General features: G+C 45.0%; 19 protein-coding genes. 8 read left to right on the top strand and 11 right to left on the bottom strand.

All coding sequences use genetic code 11. The features are described from left to right. Nucleotides 1–45 precede the first annotated feature (45 nt). Nucleotides 46–1,056 carry a DNA polymerase III subunit delta gene (gene holA / locus BBEV_RS06010; protein WP_232318305.1) on the bottom strand — a complete coding sequence of 337 codons (1,011 nt, stop codon included), beginning with the start codon at nt 1,054–1,056 and terminating at the stop codon, nt 46–48. A 143-nt stretch (nt 1,057–1,199) separates the two neighbouring features. On the opposite strand from holA, the gene BBEV_RS06005 reads away from it, so the two are divergent. Beyond that, nucleotides 1,200–1,334, top strand: a complete 135-nt coding sequence (locus BBEV_RS06005; protein WP_069364644.1) for a YqzM family protein — start codon at nt 1,200–1,202, stop codon at nt 1,332–1,334. Nucleotides 1,335–1,387: 53 nt separating this feature from the next. On the opposite strand, the gene BBEV_RS06000 is transcribed toward BBEV_RS06005, so the two are convergent. The 10 genes from BBEV_RS06000 to BBEV_RS05955 all read right to left on the bottom strand — a co-directional run bounded on the left by BBEV_RS06000 (nt 1,388) and on the right by BBEV_RS05955 (nt 9,687). Then, entirely contained in the window at nt 1,388–3,694 is a 2,307-nt protein-coding gene (locus BBEV_RS06000) for a DNA internalization-related competence protein ComEC/Rec2 (RefSeq protein WP_069364643.1), read from the bottom strand. After that, on the bottom strand, nt 3,691–4,383 hold the full coding sequence (locus BBEV_RS05995) for a helix-hairpin-helix domain-containing protein (RefSeq protein WP_069364642.1): 693 nt from the start codon (nt 4,381–4,383) through the stop codon (nt 3,691–3,693). The genes BBEV_RS06000 and BBEV_RS05995 overlap by 4 nt, the downstream gene beginning before the upstream one ends. A gap of 227 nt (nt 4,384–4,610) precedes the next feature. Continuing rightward, nucleotides 4,611–5,339: a class I SAM-dependent DNA methyltransferase gene (locus BBEV_RS05990; protein ID WP_084007253.1), complete on the bottom strand. Its 729-nt coding sequence runs from the start codon at nt 5,337–5,339 to the stop codon at nt 4,611–4,613. A 14-nt stretch (nt 5,340–5,353) separates the two neighbouring features. Beyond that, a complete protein-coding gene (gene rsfS, locus BBEV_RS05985; protein WP_069364640.1) occupies nt 5,354–5,716 on the bottom strand; it encodes a ribosome silencing factor in 363 nt (120 codons plus the stop codon). A 25-nt stretch (nt 5,717–5,741) separates the two neighbouring features. Then, on the bottom strand, nt 5,742–6,305 hold the full coding sequence (yqeK, locus tag BBEV_RS05980; protein ID WP_069364639.1) for a bis(5'-nucleosyl)-tetraphosphatase (symmetrical) YqeK: 564 nt from the start codon (nt 6,303–6,305) through the stop codon (nt 5,742–5,744). Beyond that, nucleotides 6,283–6,873 carry a nicotinate-nucleotide adenylyltransferase gene (nadD, locus tag BBEV_RS05975; protein ID WP_069364638.1) on the bottom strand — a complete coding sequence of 197 codons (591 nt, stop codon included), beginning with the start codon at nt 6,871–6,873 and terminating at the stop codon, nt 6,283–6,285. Before nadD ends, yqeK begins: the two co-directional genes overlap by 23 nt. A gap of 17 nt (nt 6,874–6,890) precedes the next feature. Continuing rightward, nucleotides 6,891–7,184 (bottom strand): ribosome assembly RNA-binding protein YhbY, encoded by a 294-nt coding sequence (gene yhbY, locus BBEV_RS05970; RefSeq protein ID WP_069364637.1) that lies wholly within the window; start codon nt 7,182–7,184, stop codon nt 6,891–6,893. Then, the gene (gene aroE / locus BBEV_RS05965; RefSeq protein WP_069364636.1) at nt 7,184–8,020 is read right to left on the bottom strand and encodes a shikimate dehydrogenase; all 837 of its coding nucleotides are present in this window, start codon (nt 8,018–8,020) and stop codon (nt 7,184–7,186) included. Before aroE ends, yhbY begins: the two co-directional genes overlap by 1 nt. 42 nt (nt 8,021–8,062) lie before the next feature. Then, nucleotides 8,063–9,184 carry a ribosome biogenesis GTPase YqeH gene (gene yqeH, locus BBEV_RS05960; RefSeq protein WP_069364635.1) on the bottom strand — a complete coding sequence of 374 codons (1,122 nt, stop codon included), beginning with the start codon at nt 9,182–9,184 and terminating at the stop codon, nt 8,063–8,065. Then, a complete protein-coding gene (locus BBEV_RS05955; protein ID WP_069364634.1) occupies nt 9,154–9,687 on the bottom strand; it encodes a YqeG family HAD IIIA-type phosphatase in 534 nt (177 codons plus the stop codon). The genes yqeH and BBEV_RS05955 overlap by 31 nt, the downstream gene beginning before the upstream one ends. Nucleotides 9,688–10,075: 388 nt before the next feature. On the opposite strand from BBEV_RS05955, the gene BBEV_RS05950 reads away from it, so the two are divergent. The 7 genes from BBEV_RS05950 to mnhG are packed head-to-tail and all read left to right on the top strand — an operon-like array spanning nt 10,076 to nt 15,846. Next, entirely contained in the window at nt 10,076–12,499 is a 2,424-nt protein-coding gene (locus BBEV_RS05950; protein WP_069364633.1) for a Na+/H+ antiporter subunit A, read from the top strand. After that, complete coding sequence (locus BBEV_RS05945; RefSeq protein ID WP_069364632.1) at nt 12,496–12,921, top strand: Na(+)/H(+) antiporter subunit B; 426 nt, start codon at nt 12,496–12,498, stop codon at nt 12,919–12,921. Before BBEV_RS05950 ends, BBEV_RS05945 begins: the two co-directional genes overlap by 4 nt. After that, nucleotides 12,921–13,259: a Na(+)/H(+) antiporter subunit C gene (locus tag BBEV_RS05940; protein ID WP_069364631.1), complete on the top strand. Its 339-nt coding sequence runs from the start codon at nt 12,921–12,923 to the stop codon at nt 13,257–13,259. The genes BBEV_RS05945 and BBEV_RS05940 overlap by 1 nt, the downstream gene beginning before the upstream one ends. Next, entirely contained in the window at nt 13,252–14,745 is a 1,494-nt protein-coding gene (locus BBEV_RS05935; RefSeq protein WP_069364630.1) for a Na+/H+ antiporter subunit D, read from the top strand. Before BBEV_RS05940 ends, BBEV_RS05935 begins: the two co-directional genes overlap by 8 nt. Before the next feature lie 6 nt (nt 14,746–14,751). Continuing rightward, entirely contained in the window at nt 14,752–15,228 is a 477-nt protein-coding gene (locus tag BBEV_RS05930; RefSeq protein ID WP_069364629.1) for a Na+/H+ antiporter subunit E, read from the top strand. Continuing rightward, nucleotides 15,228–15,509, top strand: a complete 282-nt coding sequence (locus BBEV_RS05925; protein ID WP_069364628.1) for a Na(+)/H(+) antiporter subunit F1 — start codon at nt 15,228–15,230, stop codon at nt 15,507–15,509. Before BBEV_RS05930 ends, BBEV_RS05925 begins: the two co-directional genes overlap by 1 nt. Then, on the top strand, nt 15,490–15,846 hold the full coding sequence (gene mnhG, locus BBEV_RS05920) for a monovalent cation/H(+) antiporter subunit G (protein WP_084007252.1): 357 nt from the start codon (nt 15,490–15,492) through the stop codon (nt 15,844–15,846). Before BBEV_RS05925 ends, mnhG begins: the two co-directional genes overlap by 20 nt. The last annotated feature ends 59 nt before the right edge of the window (nt 15,847–15,905 follow it).

Below are 15,905 nucleotides of genomic sequence, written 5' to 3'. Positions count from 1 at the left end.
AAAATGATGCAGCAGGATAAATCCGCTGCATCATTTTTTTCGTTTTCACGTACCTGGTTTCAACAGATACAATTCCACAGCCATTTCATCACTGATTTGACCGGTCTTGATCCGGTGATCGATCTCAGCCAATTCATCAATTTGCTTCAGCAAATACCGGGCTTGAAATCTCGACGATTGTCTGCCTGCCAGTTTCACAACATAAGGATGCAGTTTCAACTTTCCAGCCATTGCTTTTTCACTGTACCCTTGTCCTTTCAGTTCTTTCACCTGATAAAGAATGCGAAACTGTCTGACCATCAGCGATAAAATTTTTAAAGGTGCTTCCTTTTGCTTTAATAAATCTTTGTAGATTTTGAGTGCTTCACTCGTGTGATGATTCACAGCTGCTTCAACGAGAGCGAAAATATCTTCCTCAAGGGAGCGTGCGACCAGGTCATAAACAATCTCCCGGGTAATCACACCGCCGTCCGCCGCATAAAGCGTCAATTTATTTAGCTCGGATGCCATGACCATCAAATTGGCACCTGTCAATGTCAAAAAAGCATCCACAGCTTCCTGTTCAAACTGGACTTCGGCCGTTTCCGTTCTCGCTGAAATCCATTCACGCAGTTCTTTCTCAGACATGGGTTCGGCTTTGTATACCCGGACATTTTTTTTCAAGGTTTTCACAAGTTTTTTTCGTTCATCGAGTTTCTCATATGGCGCAAAAAGAATCATGATCGTTTCTTCAGGTGCTTGTGAAATGTAGGACAGCAGTGCATCCGTATTATGTTCCACATCACTCTTATCCTTTTGTGCTGTTAAAAACCATGGATCGCGGATCAGCACAACCCGCTGACCACCCATGAACGGGAAGGTGAAAGCCTCTTCTACTGCAAGCTCAACAGGCATTTCGTTCATATCAAATTTACTGTAATTAAAGTCATGCTGTTCTTCAGATAAACTGTTGGCAATGATCCGTTGCAACACATCCTCCATGAGATAGGTTTCCGTCCCATATAAAAGATACACGCGGTCCATTTTACCGGCAGAAAGATCCTGAACCAGCTTCATGTATGACACGTCGTCCACTCCCTTTCAACTACACACAGTTTAGCCGATTTCCTGACAAAAAAAAAGTCGTCTTTTCAGCTCGTCAATTGTGGATTTTTTGTGAACAGTGAATTATACTGTAATTGTAATGGGAGGGATCGATGATGAACGAATTTGAAAAGGACGTCCAGTCCAAGCGTAACGACGCCATAGACAGTGGTATCGGTTTTGTGGCATCATTCGGGTTTTTTATAACCATATTTGTGATCGCAAACGTGATTGATCTGTTTTTGGGCTGACTCAGACAGATCAGGAAGAGGCTTCTTTCTTTTAGGGAAAGAAGCCTCTTTTTTTATTGTTCCAAACGAAACGTCTCTACTTCATAGGAACCATTTTGTATCCGGTATTGCACAGCACCCTCATCTGCAGTCTGATAGAGGACTGTCCCCTGATCAAGAAATCGATTGACGACATCTTCATGCGGATGTCCATAGGTGTTGTGACGCCCGGCAGAGATGACGGCCTCTGCCGGATCAGTTGCAGCAACAAATTGCACTGTGCTTGAAGTCCTGCTGCCGTGATGAGCTACTTTAAGAATATCCACTGGAGTCAGCAGGTTCCTTTCCACCAGCCTCGCTTCGACAGTTTCTTCCACATCCCCCGTGAACAATATTGTCACACCTTGAATTGAGGCGTGTAATACCATGGACATATCATTCTCAGAGAATGCATCACCCGGTTCCGGATGGAGCACCTGCCAATAACTATCACCATCGATCCAACGATCTCCTCTTGAACTGTAGCTGACCCGTCCTCCCAGGTCTTGCACGCAATGCAATGTCTCAAGCATGATCGGTTCGGGTTCTTTCGCTCCGGAAAACAACACTAGATCTACCTGAATGTCTTTTACGATCGCACACATTTCACCGACATGATCGTGGTGGCCATGAGACAGCAGGACTTTATCCAGTTTGCGGATTCCTTGTCCTCTGAGAAAGGGTTTAATCGTAAATTCATAAGGACCATCCGCATCATGCCAGTCACGAATTCCTCCAGTATCGACCATATAGACACCCCTTCGAAACGGTAACTCGATCACAGCAGCATCTCCTTGCCCGACATCCAAAAACGTCACCGTTGTTCCCGAATCAAAATAAGGAGTTGCATAGACAATACCCAAGCTCAACAGAAAAGGAATTCCTGCTTTCAGTAAACGTCTTCCCCCTGAGAGTTCCCAGATCAGAAAAAATGACAAGGTTGACGCACATAACATCAGTAATTGCCATTCTGACAATGAACCGAACAAAATTGCTGCAAACGAGCGTTCCCCTGATTGAACCAGAATAGAATCTACTGCAACAAGGATTCCTTCCATAATCGCAACAGGGATATACGCCAGACTCTGGTGCAGATTCAGCAATAACACGGACAGGAAGGCAGTGGGCAGGAGAATGACCGTCACCAGTGGGACCATCAAAAGATTCGCAAATACTGCCAACACACTCCATTCATAAAAAGCCCCTATGGTTACAGGTGCAGAGATGACCTGTGCAGAAATTGTCACGAGCATCAACTGCCGGGTTCGCGATTCATTCTTCAATATAGTCACCGATAGAATTAACGTGAAAGAGGTCAAAAAACTAAGTTGAAAACCAATGTGATGAATCAATGCTGGATTCATTATCAAAAGCAGGATACATACGAGTGAAATGGCATCAGCTGCCATCAGTCCTTGCCCTGTTTTTTTCACCAGAATAACAATCATCACGGTAACGGAAGCTCTCACTACCGAAGGCGCTCCTCCTGCAACAATCATGAAAAAGGGCAATATGAAAAGCAACAGCCATATGGCAGTTTCACGTGTCAGACCAATCCGCATGAGTATCCAATGGAGGTACAGTGTCAATAAGCCGACATGCAAACCGGAAACCGCTAATAAATGAATGATGCCAAGACGTTGATAGGCATTCAGAATGTCATCTGGAATATCACCCCGATCACCGAACACCAACGCCTTCATTAAGGCCGATGATCGGGGGGCAATACCACTGATTCCATCATCCACTTTCTGAATTCCTGCCTCCCGGAACCGCCGGATAAGATGAAATCCCCCTGCTTTATCCGGATGACAGCGAATCTGATGAGGTGAAATAAACAATTGATTGTGAATGTTCTGCCGGTACAGGTGAGTCGCAAAATCAAATTCATGAGGATTGGACGGCCCTTGCGGACGGATTAAATCCGGTTCAGAGATTAAACATCTTGACCCTGACGGAATCACGACCGGTCCCTCTTCTTGATTTACATAAACCAGAACGTTGCCAATCATAGCCGTCTGCCATTGAAACCGCAAATAGTTCCCCCCTGCAGTTTCGGTTGGCGATTGCGCCACGATTCCTGATACAGACTGAGGAGTCTCATCGATCAATGGCAGCTCATCTTTCGTCTGATGATAAAACAGCAACGCAGCCACCGTAAATAATCCGGCAATGAACACCAGGTACATAATTAGATTTTCCCCATTACGGTTCGAGTGGATCAACCGGACGCTCCCAGCGATCGACAATCCGAGACATATCCCAATCACCGTTATGGGTACACCTTCCAGGAGCGCAGCAAACGTCAGCGTCCAGAGCGCGAGAAGGACGAGCGGTCTCATGGTATAGAACCCGGCGTGACCTGAATTAAGGATTCCAGTGTGACGAACGTCTTATCGCCAATTCCCGGAACATTTTTTAACTCGTCAATAGTTGAAAAAGCACCTGCTTCTTCCCGGTAAGAAATGATAGCCGCTGCCTTGGAAGGGCCGATTCCAGGCAGTGTTTCAAGTTCAGCCTGATCGGATGAATTCAAACACACCGCGCCATCTTTCTCATTTTCACTGACTGTCCATTCAGTTGCAAACGGGATTCCTTCCATTTGTTCTTCCTGGTATACATAAGGGACGAAAACGACCATCTCATCATGAAGCTTTTGTGCCAGGTTAATGCCATCATAGGCCGCATCGTCAATGAAACCGCCTGCTTCCATAACAGCATCCAATACTCTTGAACCGTCTAACAGACGATAGACGCCAGGGCGTCTCACAGCCCCTTTCACATCAATATAAAACGCATCATCAACCACAGTATCACTGGATTCAGGTTGGTCAAAGCCTGATTGTTCATCCGTTTCTTCCTGTTCTGCGTTTTCCGTTGCAGCCTCTTCCATAAACCAGTCCTCCCAGTCAGAAGAAGCAGCCTGCCCGTTCATTACATTGAACACTACATAACCGGCGATCAGCATCAGGACACATCCCGCCAATGCACTGATGGCAATCAACTTTGCATTCGCACGTACATGATTCATCATCAAACCCCCATTGTTTTATTGGTGATGATTCTGTTAATCACATGTACTGTACGATCCGTTCCGATACAGTTTAAACGTTCAAATGTGGAGATCAGTTGTTGTTAAGGGGAAATGATCCTTTCTTGCATGAATGTTCAAAAATGCCTTCTTCCATTCATGCAGAAACGATCTGTGAAGAAATAGACAGTGCGATTGGAACTGCCTGAGAAGAAATAGTGAGGGTATTATGGTTTTACAGCCCTGAAGAAAATCCGTTCTGTTTCCTCTTTTACAGGTTCATTTCCGAATGAAGCCGTTATATCGATGTCTTTAAAGCCGGTTTTGTACAAGAGGTCAAAATACACATCCGGTGAAAACGTCCGCTGATAATGCTCTTCATCGAATCTTTCATACGTGCCGTCTTCACGTTTTCGGAAAAACGTAATAATGTGGTTGACACTCAGTGGCTCATCTCCTTCTTCAGAGAACCACATATATGAAATATCTTCACCGTTCTCACCGTACATTTGATGATGAAATACTTCTTCAATCTTGTAAGGTGAATGAACATCAAACAAAAATTCGCCCCCGCTTTTCAAGGATTGAAAAACGGCGTCAAACGTCGCTCTTACGTCCGCCTGACCCTGTAAATAATTTAAACCGTCACAAAATAAAAGGACAGCATCCAGATCGAAAAAACCATCGAGTTTTCGCATATCCTGATGCAAAAATGGGATCCGCAAATTCTTTAAGCGGGACTTGGTATCCGCGATTGTCAGCATATCCGTGGAAAGATCAACACCACTGACCTGATAACCTTCTTCTGCCAAAAGCAGTGTGAATGTCCCTGTACCGCAAGCCACATCCAGAATTTCTGATCCGGGTTTTACATATCTTCTCGTATAATCCAGCCAATCATCATAAGGAGCATCTTCCATTAATTGATCATATACGGATGAAAAATGGTGGTACATCAGGTCACGCCCTTTCAGGAATGCATATTGAGAATGTCCTCCGACGGAATCGTCCTGGCATCACTCCAAAGCTTCTCCAGATTGTAATAAAGCCGTTCTTCTTTATGAAATACATGGATGACGACGTATTTCAGATCGATCAGTACCCATCTGGCATCATTGAGGCCTTCCAAACGTTTCACATCCAAGCCATACTCCTGAGCCTTTTTTTTCACTTCTCGGGCAATCGCCTCAACTTGCGTCTCGGAATTACCGTGAGTAATCACGAAATAGTCCGCTACAAGTGAAACACCTTTCATATCCATCGTTACAATCTGTTGACCGTTTTTATCATCAATGGCCTTAACAGCCAAAGCCAGTAAATCTTCAGTAGTCATAATTCAATCATCAATCCTCCATTGGTCAAATCTGTTTATATAAATCATTATACCCAATAAATGTGTCGGGGTAAATCGGTAACCCTTTGCCTGCAAGAAACTGTATTGTAAATCCGAGAGATGTAAAACAGGCTTGGTTTAAATTCTTTTCTGCAATCTCACGGACAAGTGCTGCCTGTTTGAAGGTTCGTCCCGGCTCTATATAATCAGCGAGAAATACGATTTTCTCTTCCAGTGTCATCCCTGCTCTGCCAGTTGTATGATACGAAACAGCGTCTAAAATCCGGTTGTCCGTCACTTGCAATTCCTTCTTCAGATAGACTGAACCGACAAAGGCGTGCAGGATCTCTTCACCGTAATCAAGAATTTCCAGGGGAAGTTCGTCGTTTGCTCTTACTTCCTGTTTCATTTCTTCTACGGGGCGATATTTGGCATAGTCATGGAGGATAGCAGCCATACGGATCACTTCAAGGTTTCCGCCAAACCTATTCTGAAGCTTTTCAGCGGTCGTAACGACTCTGATGGTGTGTTCAAATCGCTTCGGTTTCAACGCCTGTTTCACTTGTTCAAAAGCCTGTGTTTCGTTCATACAAACCCTTCTTCCTGATATAAGAATACACTTGATCAGTCAGCAGATACCGGTTATCTTTGCCTTGTTTCATACGATCACGGATATCCGTTGAAGAAAGATCCAACGAAATATCTTTCAGGATCGTTAATGACTCTGGTAATAAGGTATCGGGGATCGGATATCCGGGTCTTGCGAAAACGGTGAACGGCAGAAGCGAGGCCAGTTTTTGTGCCTCATGCCAGCTATAAAACCCAGTAAGACTGTCTCCACCCATAATAAATTCAAAGCGGTGGTCCGGATACCTTTTAATCAGTTCCTTGATCGTATCAATTGTAAAGGACCGGCCTTCCCTTTCCATTTCGATATCACACAGTTTATAGTGGTTGGAGAGATCCGTGATCCTCTTCACCATTTCTAAACGATCTTCCTGAGTCGTGGCACCAGAGGCTTCCTTATGAGGGGGCAGGGCATTCGGCAGCCACCAGATTTCATCAAAGCCCCGGTTGATCCTGGCTTCTTCCGCCATGATCACGTGACCGATATGTGGTGGATCAAACGTCCCTCCGAGAATACCTGTATGCTGCATCAGTGGTTCCTCCTTACCTATGACGGCAAATCAATGGATTGATTCTCCTCAGATGTTTTATAGAGAACAATCGTATTACCGATGATTTGGACCAGATGAGCATCCGCACCTTTTGAGATTTGTGCTCCCACATCATGCTTATCTTCCAGGCAGTTTTGGAGCACACTCACTTTGATTAATTCTCTCGCTTCAAGTGCCTCTCCGACCTGCTTAATCAGATTGTCATTCACTCCGCCTTTTCCCACTTGAAAAATCGGTTTCAAATTATGCGCCAAACTCCGTAAATATCTTTTCTGTTTGCCAGTTAACATCAGTTACCTCCTAATTGTTCCAGCACCGCTTTTCGCATTACATCGCGCGGGGCTGATTTTCCAGTCCATTTTTCAAAGGCCAGTCCGCCTTGAAGAACAAACATATTCAATCCATTTTGTGTTTTTGCCCCTTTTTGCCGGGCCATCTTAAGAAACCGCGTTTCATCCGGGTTGTAAATCAGGTCGGTAATGATCGTATGTCTGCCCAGCATCTCCAAAGAGATTGGCAGGTTATCAACATTTGGCGCCATACCGACTGACGTCGTATTGACTACCAGATCAAATTCCATGAGCCTTGCCTGTGCGAGACTCAACGTTAATGACCTCGTCGCCGTAAGCGGCTTACATGCTTTGGCCAGTTCTCCGGCTTTCGTCTCGGTCCGGTTGGCAATATACAATTCTTTGATTCCTTTGGATGCGAGTGTCATGGCTACTGCCCTGGCAGCGCCTCCTGCTCCGATGATCAGAGCACGCATATCCGTCAACGGCATGTCCAAAAGTGGACGCAATCCTTCAAGATACCCCATGCCATCCGTATTATAACCCGTCAGGATACCGTCATCGTTCACGATGGTATTCACTGCACCAATCCGTTCTGCTAAAGGGTCAATATGATCCAGATACCTCATCACGTTCACCTTATGGGGGATCGTCACATTGAGCCCACTTATACCCAGGGCTTTAACACCTTCAAGGGCACCTTGCAAATCTTTTGGTAATACATGAAAGGCATGATAATCTGCAGCTATCCCGACATGCTCAAACGCCGCTTCATGCATGACAGGAGACAGACTGTGTTCAATCGGATCTCCTATAACACCAAATAACTGTTTCATCTCTGCTCACCTCATCTTCCCTTCATTTCAGAGCACATTTCATCAAAATATAGAAGGTCTGATAGTCACTTCAACACCAACAGGTGCATAGGATGCAACAATGGCACCCGGGCCATCAATCGTTACCCACCCAAGTCCGGAATACACGATATCAAATTTGCCAGCTTCCACTTTCCACTCTTTTCGTTTTAAAGCCGGAAATTCTGTCAATTCATCGCCTGTCGGCGGTGCCAACTGATCTCCTAGCTGCGTCTCATAAAGATGATCCGCCTTTTCGAGCTTTGTCCGGTGAATATACAGATCATTGGACATATAAACGACGAAAGACTGACGTTCCCCTTTCAGAAAATCAACGCGTCCAAGTCCGGCAAAAAAGATCGACTGTTCACTGGATAACTGAAATATTTTTGGTTTCACTTCTTTTCGGGGCATCATGACTTTCAACGACGACGCTCCAACCAGATGGGCCATTTGATGCGGATTAATAATGCCTGGCGTGTCGTAAAGGGAAGCCCCGTCGTCAAGCGGCACATCGATCATATCCAACGTCGTGCCCGGAATGTTTGATGTTGTGATCATCAGATCTTCTGCAGCACCAAATTCTTTCAGCAGCCGGTTGATAAATGTCGATTTCCCCGTGTTGGTGCATCCCGCTACAAAGACATCACCCTGATTGCGATAAGACTCTATCAAATCAGCCGCTTCCAGGACGCCTTCTCCGGTTTCAGCGCTCATCAGATGCACATCCACCGGTTTCAACCCTTTGTCTTTTGCTGCTTTTTTCATCCATTGAATCACTTTCTGACGTTTAACAGATTTAGGCAGGAGATCGACCTTGTTGCCGACCAGAAGGATTGGATTTTGACCGACATAGCGCTGAAGACCGTTCAGCCAGCTGCCATCAAAATCAAAAATATCCACGATTTTGACGACAAGACCTTTTTTGTTGCCTAATTCATTTAATATTCTCAGGAAATCATCGTCTGTTAATGAAACATCCTGCACTTCATTGTAATGTTTTAATCGGAAGCAGCGTTGACAAATTAAGATTTCTCGCTCGAGTGCCGATGAGGGAGTGTACCCCGCTTTGTTTTTGTCCTCTGTTTGTATCTTTACGCCGCAGCCTGCGCACATTATCGTTTCCTGCTGTCGATCTGATCCCATTCAATTAACCCCTTTCGTTTCATCGCACTGAATACACGTCTTTCCATAATGCGGTTGAATTTCGTGAAAACACTGTCTGAAGGTTTCACCGGCACAACCAAAACCGTGTTATAACCGCCGCGGTTCGCGCCAAGAATATCCGTCATCAGCTGATCACCAATCACAACGGCCTCTTCTTTTCTTCCGTTCAATAACTTTAAAGCCTGATTAAAACCACCTGTGAGTGGTTTTTTTGCTCTATAAATAAAAGGAATATTGAGCGGTTCTGCAAAAGCTTTTACCCTTTTCTCATTATTGTTTGATACGATGGCAATGGTAAAGCCCTCTTTTCTGAGGTGAGTAAACCATGCTTCAAGTTCTTCTGTTGCATTTGCCTGATCCCAGGCAACCAGTGTATTGTCCAGGTCCGTAATGATATAATGGATCCCTGCATCTTTTAATCCCTGAATGGAGATATCAAACACTGTCGGTACATACTGTTTTGGGATGAATCGTTTCAGCACCTGCCGATCCCTCTTTTCGTGGTTAATCTTTTATACACACGTTCTGACACTTATCTATCATACCTGTTTCCACCCCATGATTTCAAACTGAATTTGTTTATTTCACGGGTTAGAAAAAAATTTTTTTTCGTTATGTTCGATCAGTTTCTTCATATTTAATAAAACTGAAAAATCACTACGGAATAAAGGCTTCTAAGGATGCATGGGGGTTGGATTTATATTATAATTTTACGTATGCTTAATGTGATAATCGTAAAGTTGCGCACGGGACCCGGCCGGCAGCCTGTCCGTTCTGAGTAAATCCAGGACGGATTCGTCATGATGCCAACCATGAATCCAATGAACTTGTAAGCTCAAACTACATTTTAATAAAAGGGAGGTATATCATTTGTCAACGCTTCACTTGATTCCATTATTGCCATTTATCGTGGCCATATTCATTCCATTTCTGTATAAAAGATTCCGAAGTGTCCATACAGGCTGGTTTTTATTGCCTGTACCGTTAATCATTTTTTTGTTTATGCTTCAATACCTGCCTTTCAGCGGAGATCCGTTTCAGGAGGTCATGTACACTTTTGAATGGGTACCGTCTCTGGACATTGCCTACACGGTTTATGTGGACGGACTCAGCCTTCTATTCGCTCTGTTGATCAGTGGGATTGGAATACTGGTGGTTCTTTACTCTATTTACTACATTGCCAACAAAAAAGATGAGCCATTGAACAATTTTTATGTGTATCTGATGATGTTCATGGGTGCAATGCTCGGGGTGGTTCTCTCTGATAACCTGATCGTTCTCTATGTCTTTTGGGAGTTGACCAGTTTATCATCCGCATTACTAATCGGGTACTGGTTCCACAAAGAGAAATCCCGCTACGGTGCTCAAAAATCCATGTTGATTACCGTAACAGGCGGCTTTGCAATGCTCGCAGGGTTCACATTGCTGTATTTGATGACGGGAACCTTCAGCATTCGGGGCATCATTGAAGTGGCGGATCAGATTGCTGCAAATCCATATTTCCTTCCTGCCATGCTTTTGATTTTGGCCGGCGCATTTACGAAATCGGCACAGTTTCCATTCCATATCTGGTTACCGGACGCTATGGAAGCTCCAACACCGGTCAGTGCCTACTTACATTCCGCCACAATGGTAAAAGCCGGCATCTACCTTGTGGCCCGTCTGACGCCACTTTTTGGCGGTCAGCAAGAATGGTTCTGGATCGTTACCGGATTCGGTCTCTTTACGCTTTTATGGGGATCTGTTTCTGCTGTAAGACAAAAAGACCTCAAAGGCATTCTCGCCTTTTCAACCGTCAGTCAGCTCGGTTTAATCATGAGTCTTCTGGGGATGGGCTCTGCTGCATTCCATTACGGTCTGGATGGTGGACAATCGCTCTATACAGTGGCCGTTCTTGCCGCCGTATTCCATCTGTTCAATCACGCGACTTTCAAAGGCAGTCTGTTTATGGTGGTCGAGATCATTGACCATGAGACCGGCACCCGGGATATACGGAAATTAGGCGGTTTGATGGCGATCATGCCGGTGACTTTCACCATTTCTGTTATCGGTATTGCATCCATGGCCGGTTTGCCTCCCTTTAACGGCTTTCTCAGTAAAGAACTGTTCTTTGAAGGTGCCTTAAATGCTGCGACCGTTGACGCCTTCAGTGGTCAGGCTCTGATGATGATCTTCCCGGTTATCGCATGGATTGCATCTGTTTTCACCTTTGTGTATTCAGCAATGATGCTCTTCAAGACGTTTACCGGAGAACATAAACCAGATCAATTGCCAAAACACGCCCATGAAGCTCCTATAGGGATGCTGATTTCACCAGCCGTTCTGGCAAGCATGGTGATTTTCTTCGGGTTGTTTCCAAACCTGCTCGCTTACACCATTATTGAACCGGCGATGCAGGCGATTCTCCCTGGGCTGACAGCACCGGGCGAACAGTTTTATATTAATATTTATCATTGGCATGGCATCAACGCAGAACTGTTAATGACCCTTGGTGTCGTCTTCATAGGTGCTGCGATCTTCTTGAACATTCAAAAGTTGGAGCGTACAGCATTTTATGCAGGTGAACGGGATCTATTCAACTGGTTCTATGATAATGGCCTCAAAGGCCTCATCAGCGGTGCCCAAAAAGTCGATGGCATCCAGATGACCGGTAAACTGAGACATTACTTCATGTATATGTTCACTTTCTTGATTCTTGTACTCGGTTATGCATTGATCACCACCGGTTCCATCACTATTGATTTCAGTCAAACGGCGGCGATATCACCATATCTCTTCTTGATTGTCGCTGCGACAACCTTAGCCACAGTCGCAATTCCATTTGTATCCAAAAGGATCCCTGCCATTGTGCTCCTGGGTGTTGTCGGTTTCCTCGTTGCACTCTTGTTCGTTGTGCTCCGGGCACCTGACTTGGCGTTGACCCAGCTATTGGTGGAAACTGTCATGGTTGTGTTATTACTGCTGGTTTTCTACCATTTGCCTGAGTTAAAAAAAGAGAGCTTCAAACCGGCTTTTAAACTGACCAACCTCGTGATTTCCATCGGGGTCGGAACAGTGGTTACACTGGTGGCACTGAGTGCGCATGCGTTCAGCACAGCTAACCCGGTTTCACCGATTTCAGACTATTTCGTGGAAAACGCATATGCACTTGCAGGCGGACAGAACATCGTCAACGTGATCCTCGTCGATTTCCGTGGACTTGATACATTGCTTGAAGTGCTTGTTCTGGGGATCGTTGGTCTTGCCGTTGTCGTGTTGATTAAATATAAAGCATCGGGAGGGGATGGCGTATGATGAATAACCCGATTCAACTCCATGTAATCACCCGAATCGTTGCTTTCATTATTCTCGCCTTTTCCGTGTTTTTGTTTTTTGCCGGACACAACAATCCCGGCGGGGGTTTTATAGGTGGATTAATGACTGCTTCAGCACTGGTTTTGCTCTATTTAAGCTTTGACCTGAAGACCATTAAACGGGTTATTCCATTCAACTACGAAAGGATCATTGCCGCTGGATTGTTAATCGCAATCGTTACGGGCATTGTCGGTATGTTTTTTGGATTTCCGTATTTAACGCAGTTTTTTGAATACTATAATGTACCTATCCTCGGCGAAATCGAATTGACTTCTGCCTTGCCTTTCGACCTTGGTATTTACCTTGTTGTCGTCGGGTTTACACTCTTGACTATACTGACAATTGCGGAGGATGATAGCTGATGGAAATACTCATGATTTTTATGATCGGCATATTTGTCTCCGTGGCAACCTATCTGATTTTGACCAAAAGCCTTTTACGCGTTATCCTGGGCGTCGTTATTCTTTCACATGCGGCGCATTTGTTACTGCTGACTTTATCAGGCTTGAAGCTCGGATCGCCACCTCTTTTGGGAGAGGAAGCTGCATCTTATGCAGACCCGCTTCCTCAGGCGCTGATCCTGACAGCAATTGTTATTGGTTTTGGTATTACTGCGTTTATGCTCGTATTGGCCTACCGGACATATAAAGCGCACGGAACAGACAACTTTGATGAATTAAGGGGATCTGAAGATGATTAATCTAGTCGTATTACCCATACTCATCCCTCTGTTAATCGGGGTTGTGCTTATCTTTTTCAAAGAGTACAAAAATCTGCAGCGGATTTTGACTGTTTCGTCCATGCTGCTGGTTCTGTTGGCATCAACAACCCTGGTTTACTTCGCATATGCAGATGGGATTCAAACACTTGCCCTTGGTGACTGGCCTGCACCATTCGGCATTATTCTGGTAGGCGATCTGTTGTCCGCATCATTGGTCTGGCTTGCCAGCATACTTGGACTGGTCACCTTGTTCTATACGTATCAAACCTTCACAGCTGAACGGGAATATCATTATTTCCATTCGTTCTTTCTGTTTTTAATCGTTGGCGTCAATGGTTCATTCCTGACAGGTGACTTGTTTAACCTTTTTGTCTTTTTCGAAGTGATGCTGATTTCATCCTTCATTCTGATTTCGTTCGGGAGTAAGAAGTACCAACTGCGGGAATCATTGAAGTATGTGATCATCAACACTGTTTCCTCAATGTTCTTTATTATTGCGGTTGCCTATATTTATGGTGTAACCGGAACATTGAATATGGCCGATCTCTCCATTAAAGTCGGCGAACTATATGAAGCTGGAAACTCTGGTATTTTGACGGTGATTGGGCTTGTCTTCCTCTTCGTCTTTGGTACGAAGAGTGCGATATTCCCGCTTTATTTCTGGCTGCCTCACTCCTACTTTGCACCTCCGGCAGCAATGGCTGCATTATTCGGGGGGCTGTTAACCAAAGTCGGTGTTTATACCGTGATGAGGATGTATACGCTTATTTTCCATCACGATCAATTGATCTTCAACGTCCTTCTCATTGTGGGAGGGCTCACGATGTTCATCGGTGTGCTCGGTGCGGTAGCTCAGTTTGATTTCAAGCGGATCCTGGCCGTTCATATCGTTTCGCAGGTTGGTTACATGATCATGGGGATCGGGATTGGCACCAGTCTTGCGATTGCAGGTACATTTTATTTCCTTGCACACAATATTATCGTGAAATCCGCACTCTTCTTCTTTGCAGGTGCTACAGAGCACGTTTCCGGGACAACACACCTGAAGAAGATGAGCGGTCTCTTGAAAACACATCCTTATCTCGGCTGGCTCTTTTTCATATCCGCCATCTCCCTGGCGGGGATACCGCCGCTGAGTGGTTTCTTCGGAAAATTCGCCCTCGTTGTGGCGGGTCTTGAAGCGGGACATTATTTCGTGATTTTTGTCAGTCTTCTCACTGGTGTTCTGACACTCTTCTCAATGATGAAAATTTTTATTACGTCTTTCTGGGGAGAAGTCAAATTCCCTGATCACGCAGAATCAGAGAAGAAGCCTGTTGGCAGACTGCTGATTCCAATCTTGCCGCTTGTCTTCCTGACGATCCTCTTAGGTGTCGCAGCTGAGCCGTTTTTCGCTTTCTCACTGGAAATGGGTGAACAGCTGACTGATCCGTCAATCTATATCGAATCTGTACTGAAGGAGTAGGTGCCAATGGCTTTTCAAATTTTATTAAACATCGGTCTGGCCTTCATCTGGATGCTGCTGCAAAACGAGTATACATTCCTGGATTTCTTCATCGGTTACCTAGTCGGTGTTGCCCTGCTCTATCTTCTGCGCAGGTTTCTGCACTTTGACTTTTATTTCCGACGAGTGATCGCCTTGTTCAAACTTCTGATACTTTTTCTGTACAAGTTAATCCTGTCAAATATTGATATGATCAAGATTGTGCTGAGCCCCAAAATGAATATTGAGCCTGGCATCATTGCCATTCCCACAAAACTGCGAACCGATTGGGAAGTGACACTCCTGGCTAATTTAATTTCGCTAACTCCAGGAACATTGACCATGAATTTCTCAGAGAATGGCCGTACGTTATATGTACATTCAATTCACGTGCCTGATAAGGATGCGGCAATTGACGAAATCCGCCAGTCTTTTGAACGTGCGATTATGGAGGTGACGCATTAATGCTCCCTACTGTTGCCGGAATCGTATTATTTATTATGTCAGTTGCCATACTTGTCACAGCCGTCCGGGCTGTAATCGGTCCAACGGTATCGGATCGGATCGTAGCACTTGATACAATCGGGATTAACCTGATCGGGTTCATTGCAGTCATCATGCTTATTCAAGATACCATTGCGTATGCTGAAGTCGTGTTGGTCATTGCCATACTGGCCTTTATCGGTTCTGTCGCCATTGCCAAATTCGTCGAAGGGGGTGTTGTCCTTGACCGAGATCGTCATTAGTATCTTCCTGCTTGTGGGCGCTTCACTGAGCCTTCTCGGTGCGATCGGTATTGTCCGCTTTCCGGATGTTTACGGACGCCTCCACGCAGCAACCAAGAGTGCAACCCTGGGTGTCATCAGCATCATCTCAGGCGTCTTCCTTTACTTCCTGTGGATCGATGGTATCGTCGTGGGGAAATTGCTCCTGACAATCATTTTCGTTTTCCTGACAGCACCTGTAGCTGCTTTCATGATTGGACGCTCTGCATACAATACCGGGGTCAAAATGTGGGGCAATACGCAGCAGGATGATCTTGCAGATGCAATGAGAAAACAGAAAAAAGAAAATCAGCAGTAAACGAACTAAAATAGAAATCTGCTTGGCAATGTGCCAAGCAGATTTCTAAAACTTCTCAA

Origin of the sequence: Salisediminibacterium beveridgei (assembly GCF_001721685.1) — a bacterium.
Taxonomy (GTDB): Bacteria; Bacillota; Bacilli; order Bacillales; family Salisediminibacteriaceae; genus Salisediminibacterium; species Salisediminibacterium beveridgei.
This window is presented reverse-complemented; position numbering and strand designations above follow the sequence as displayed.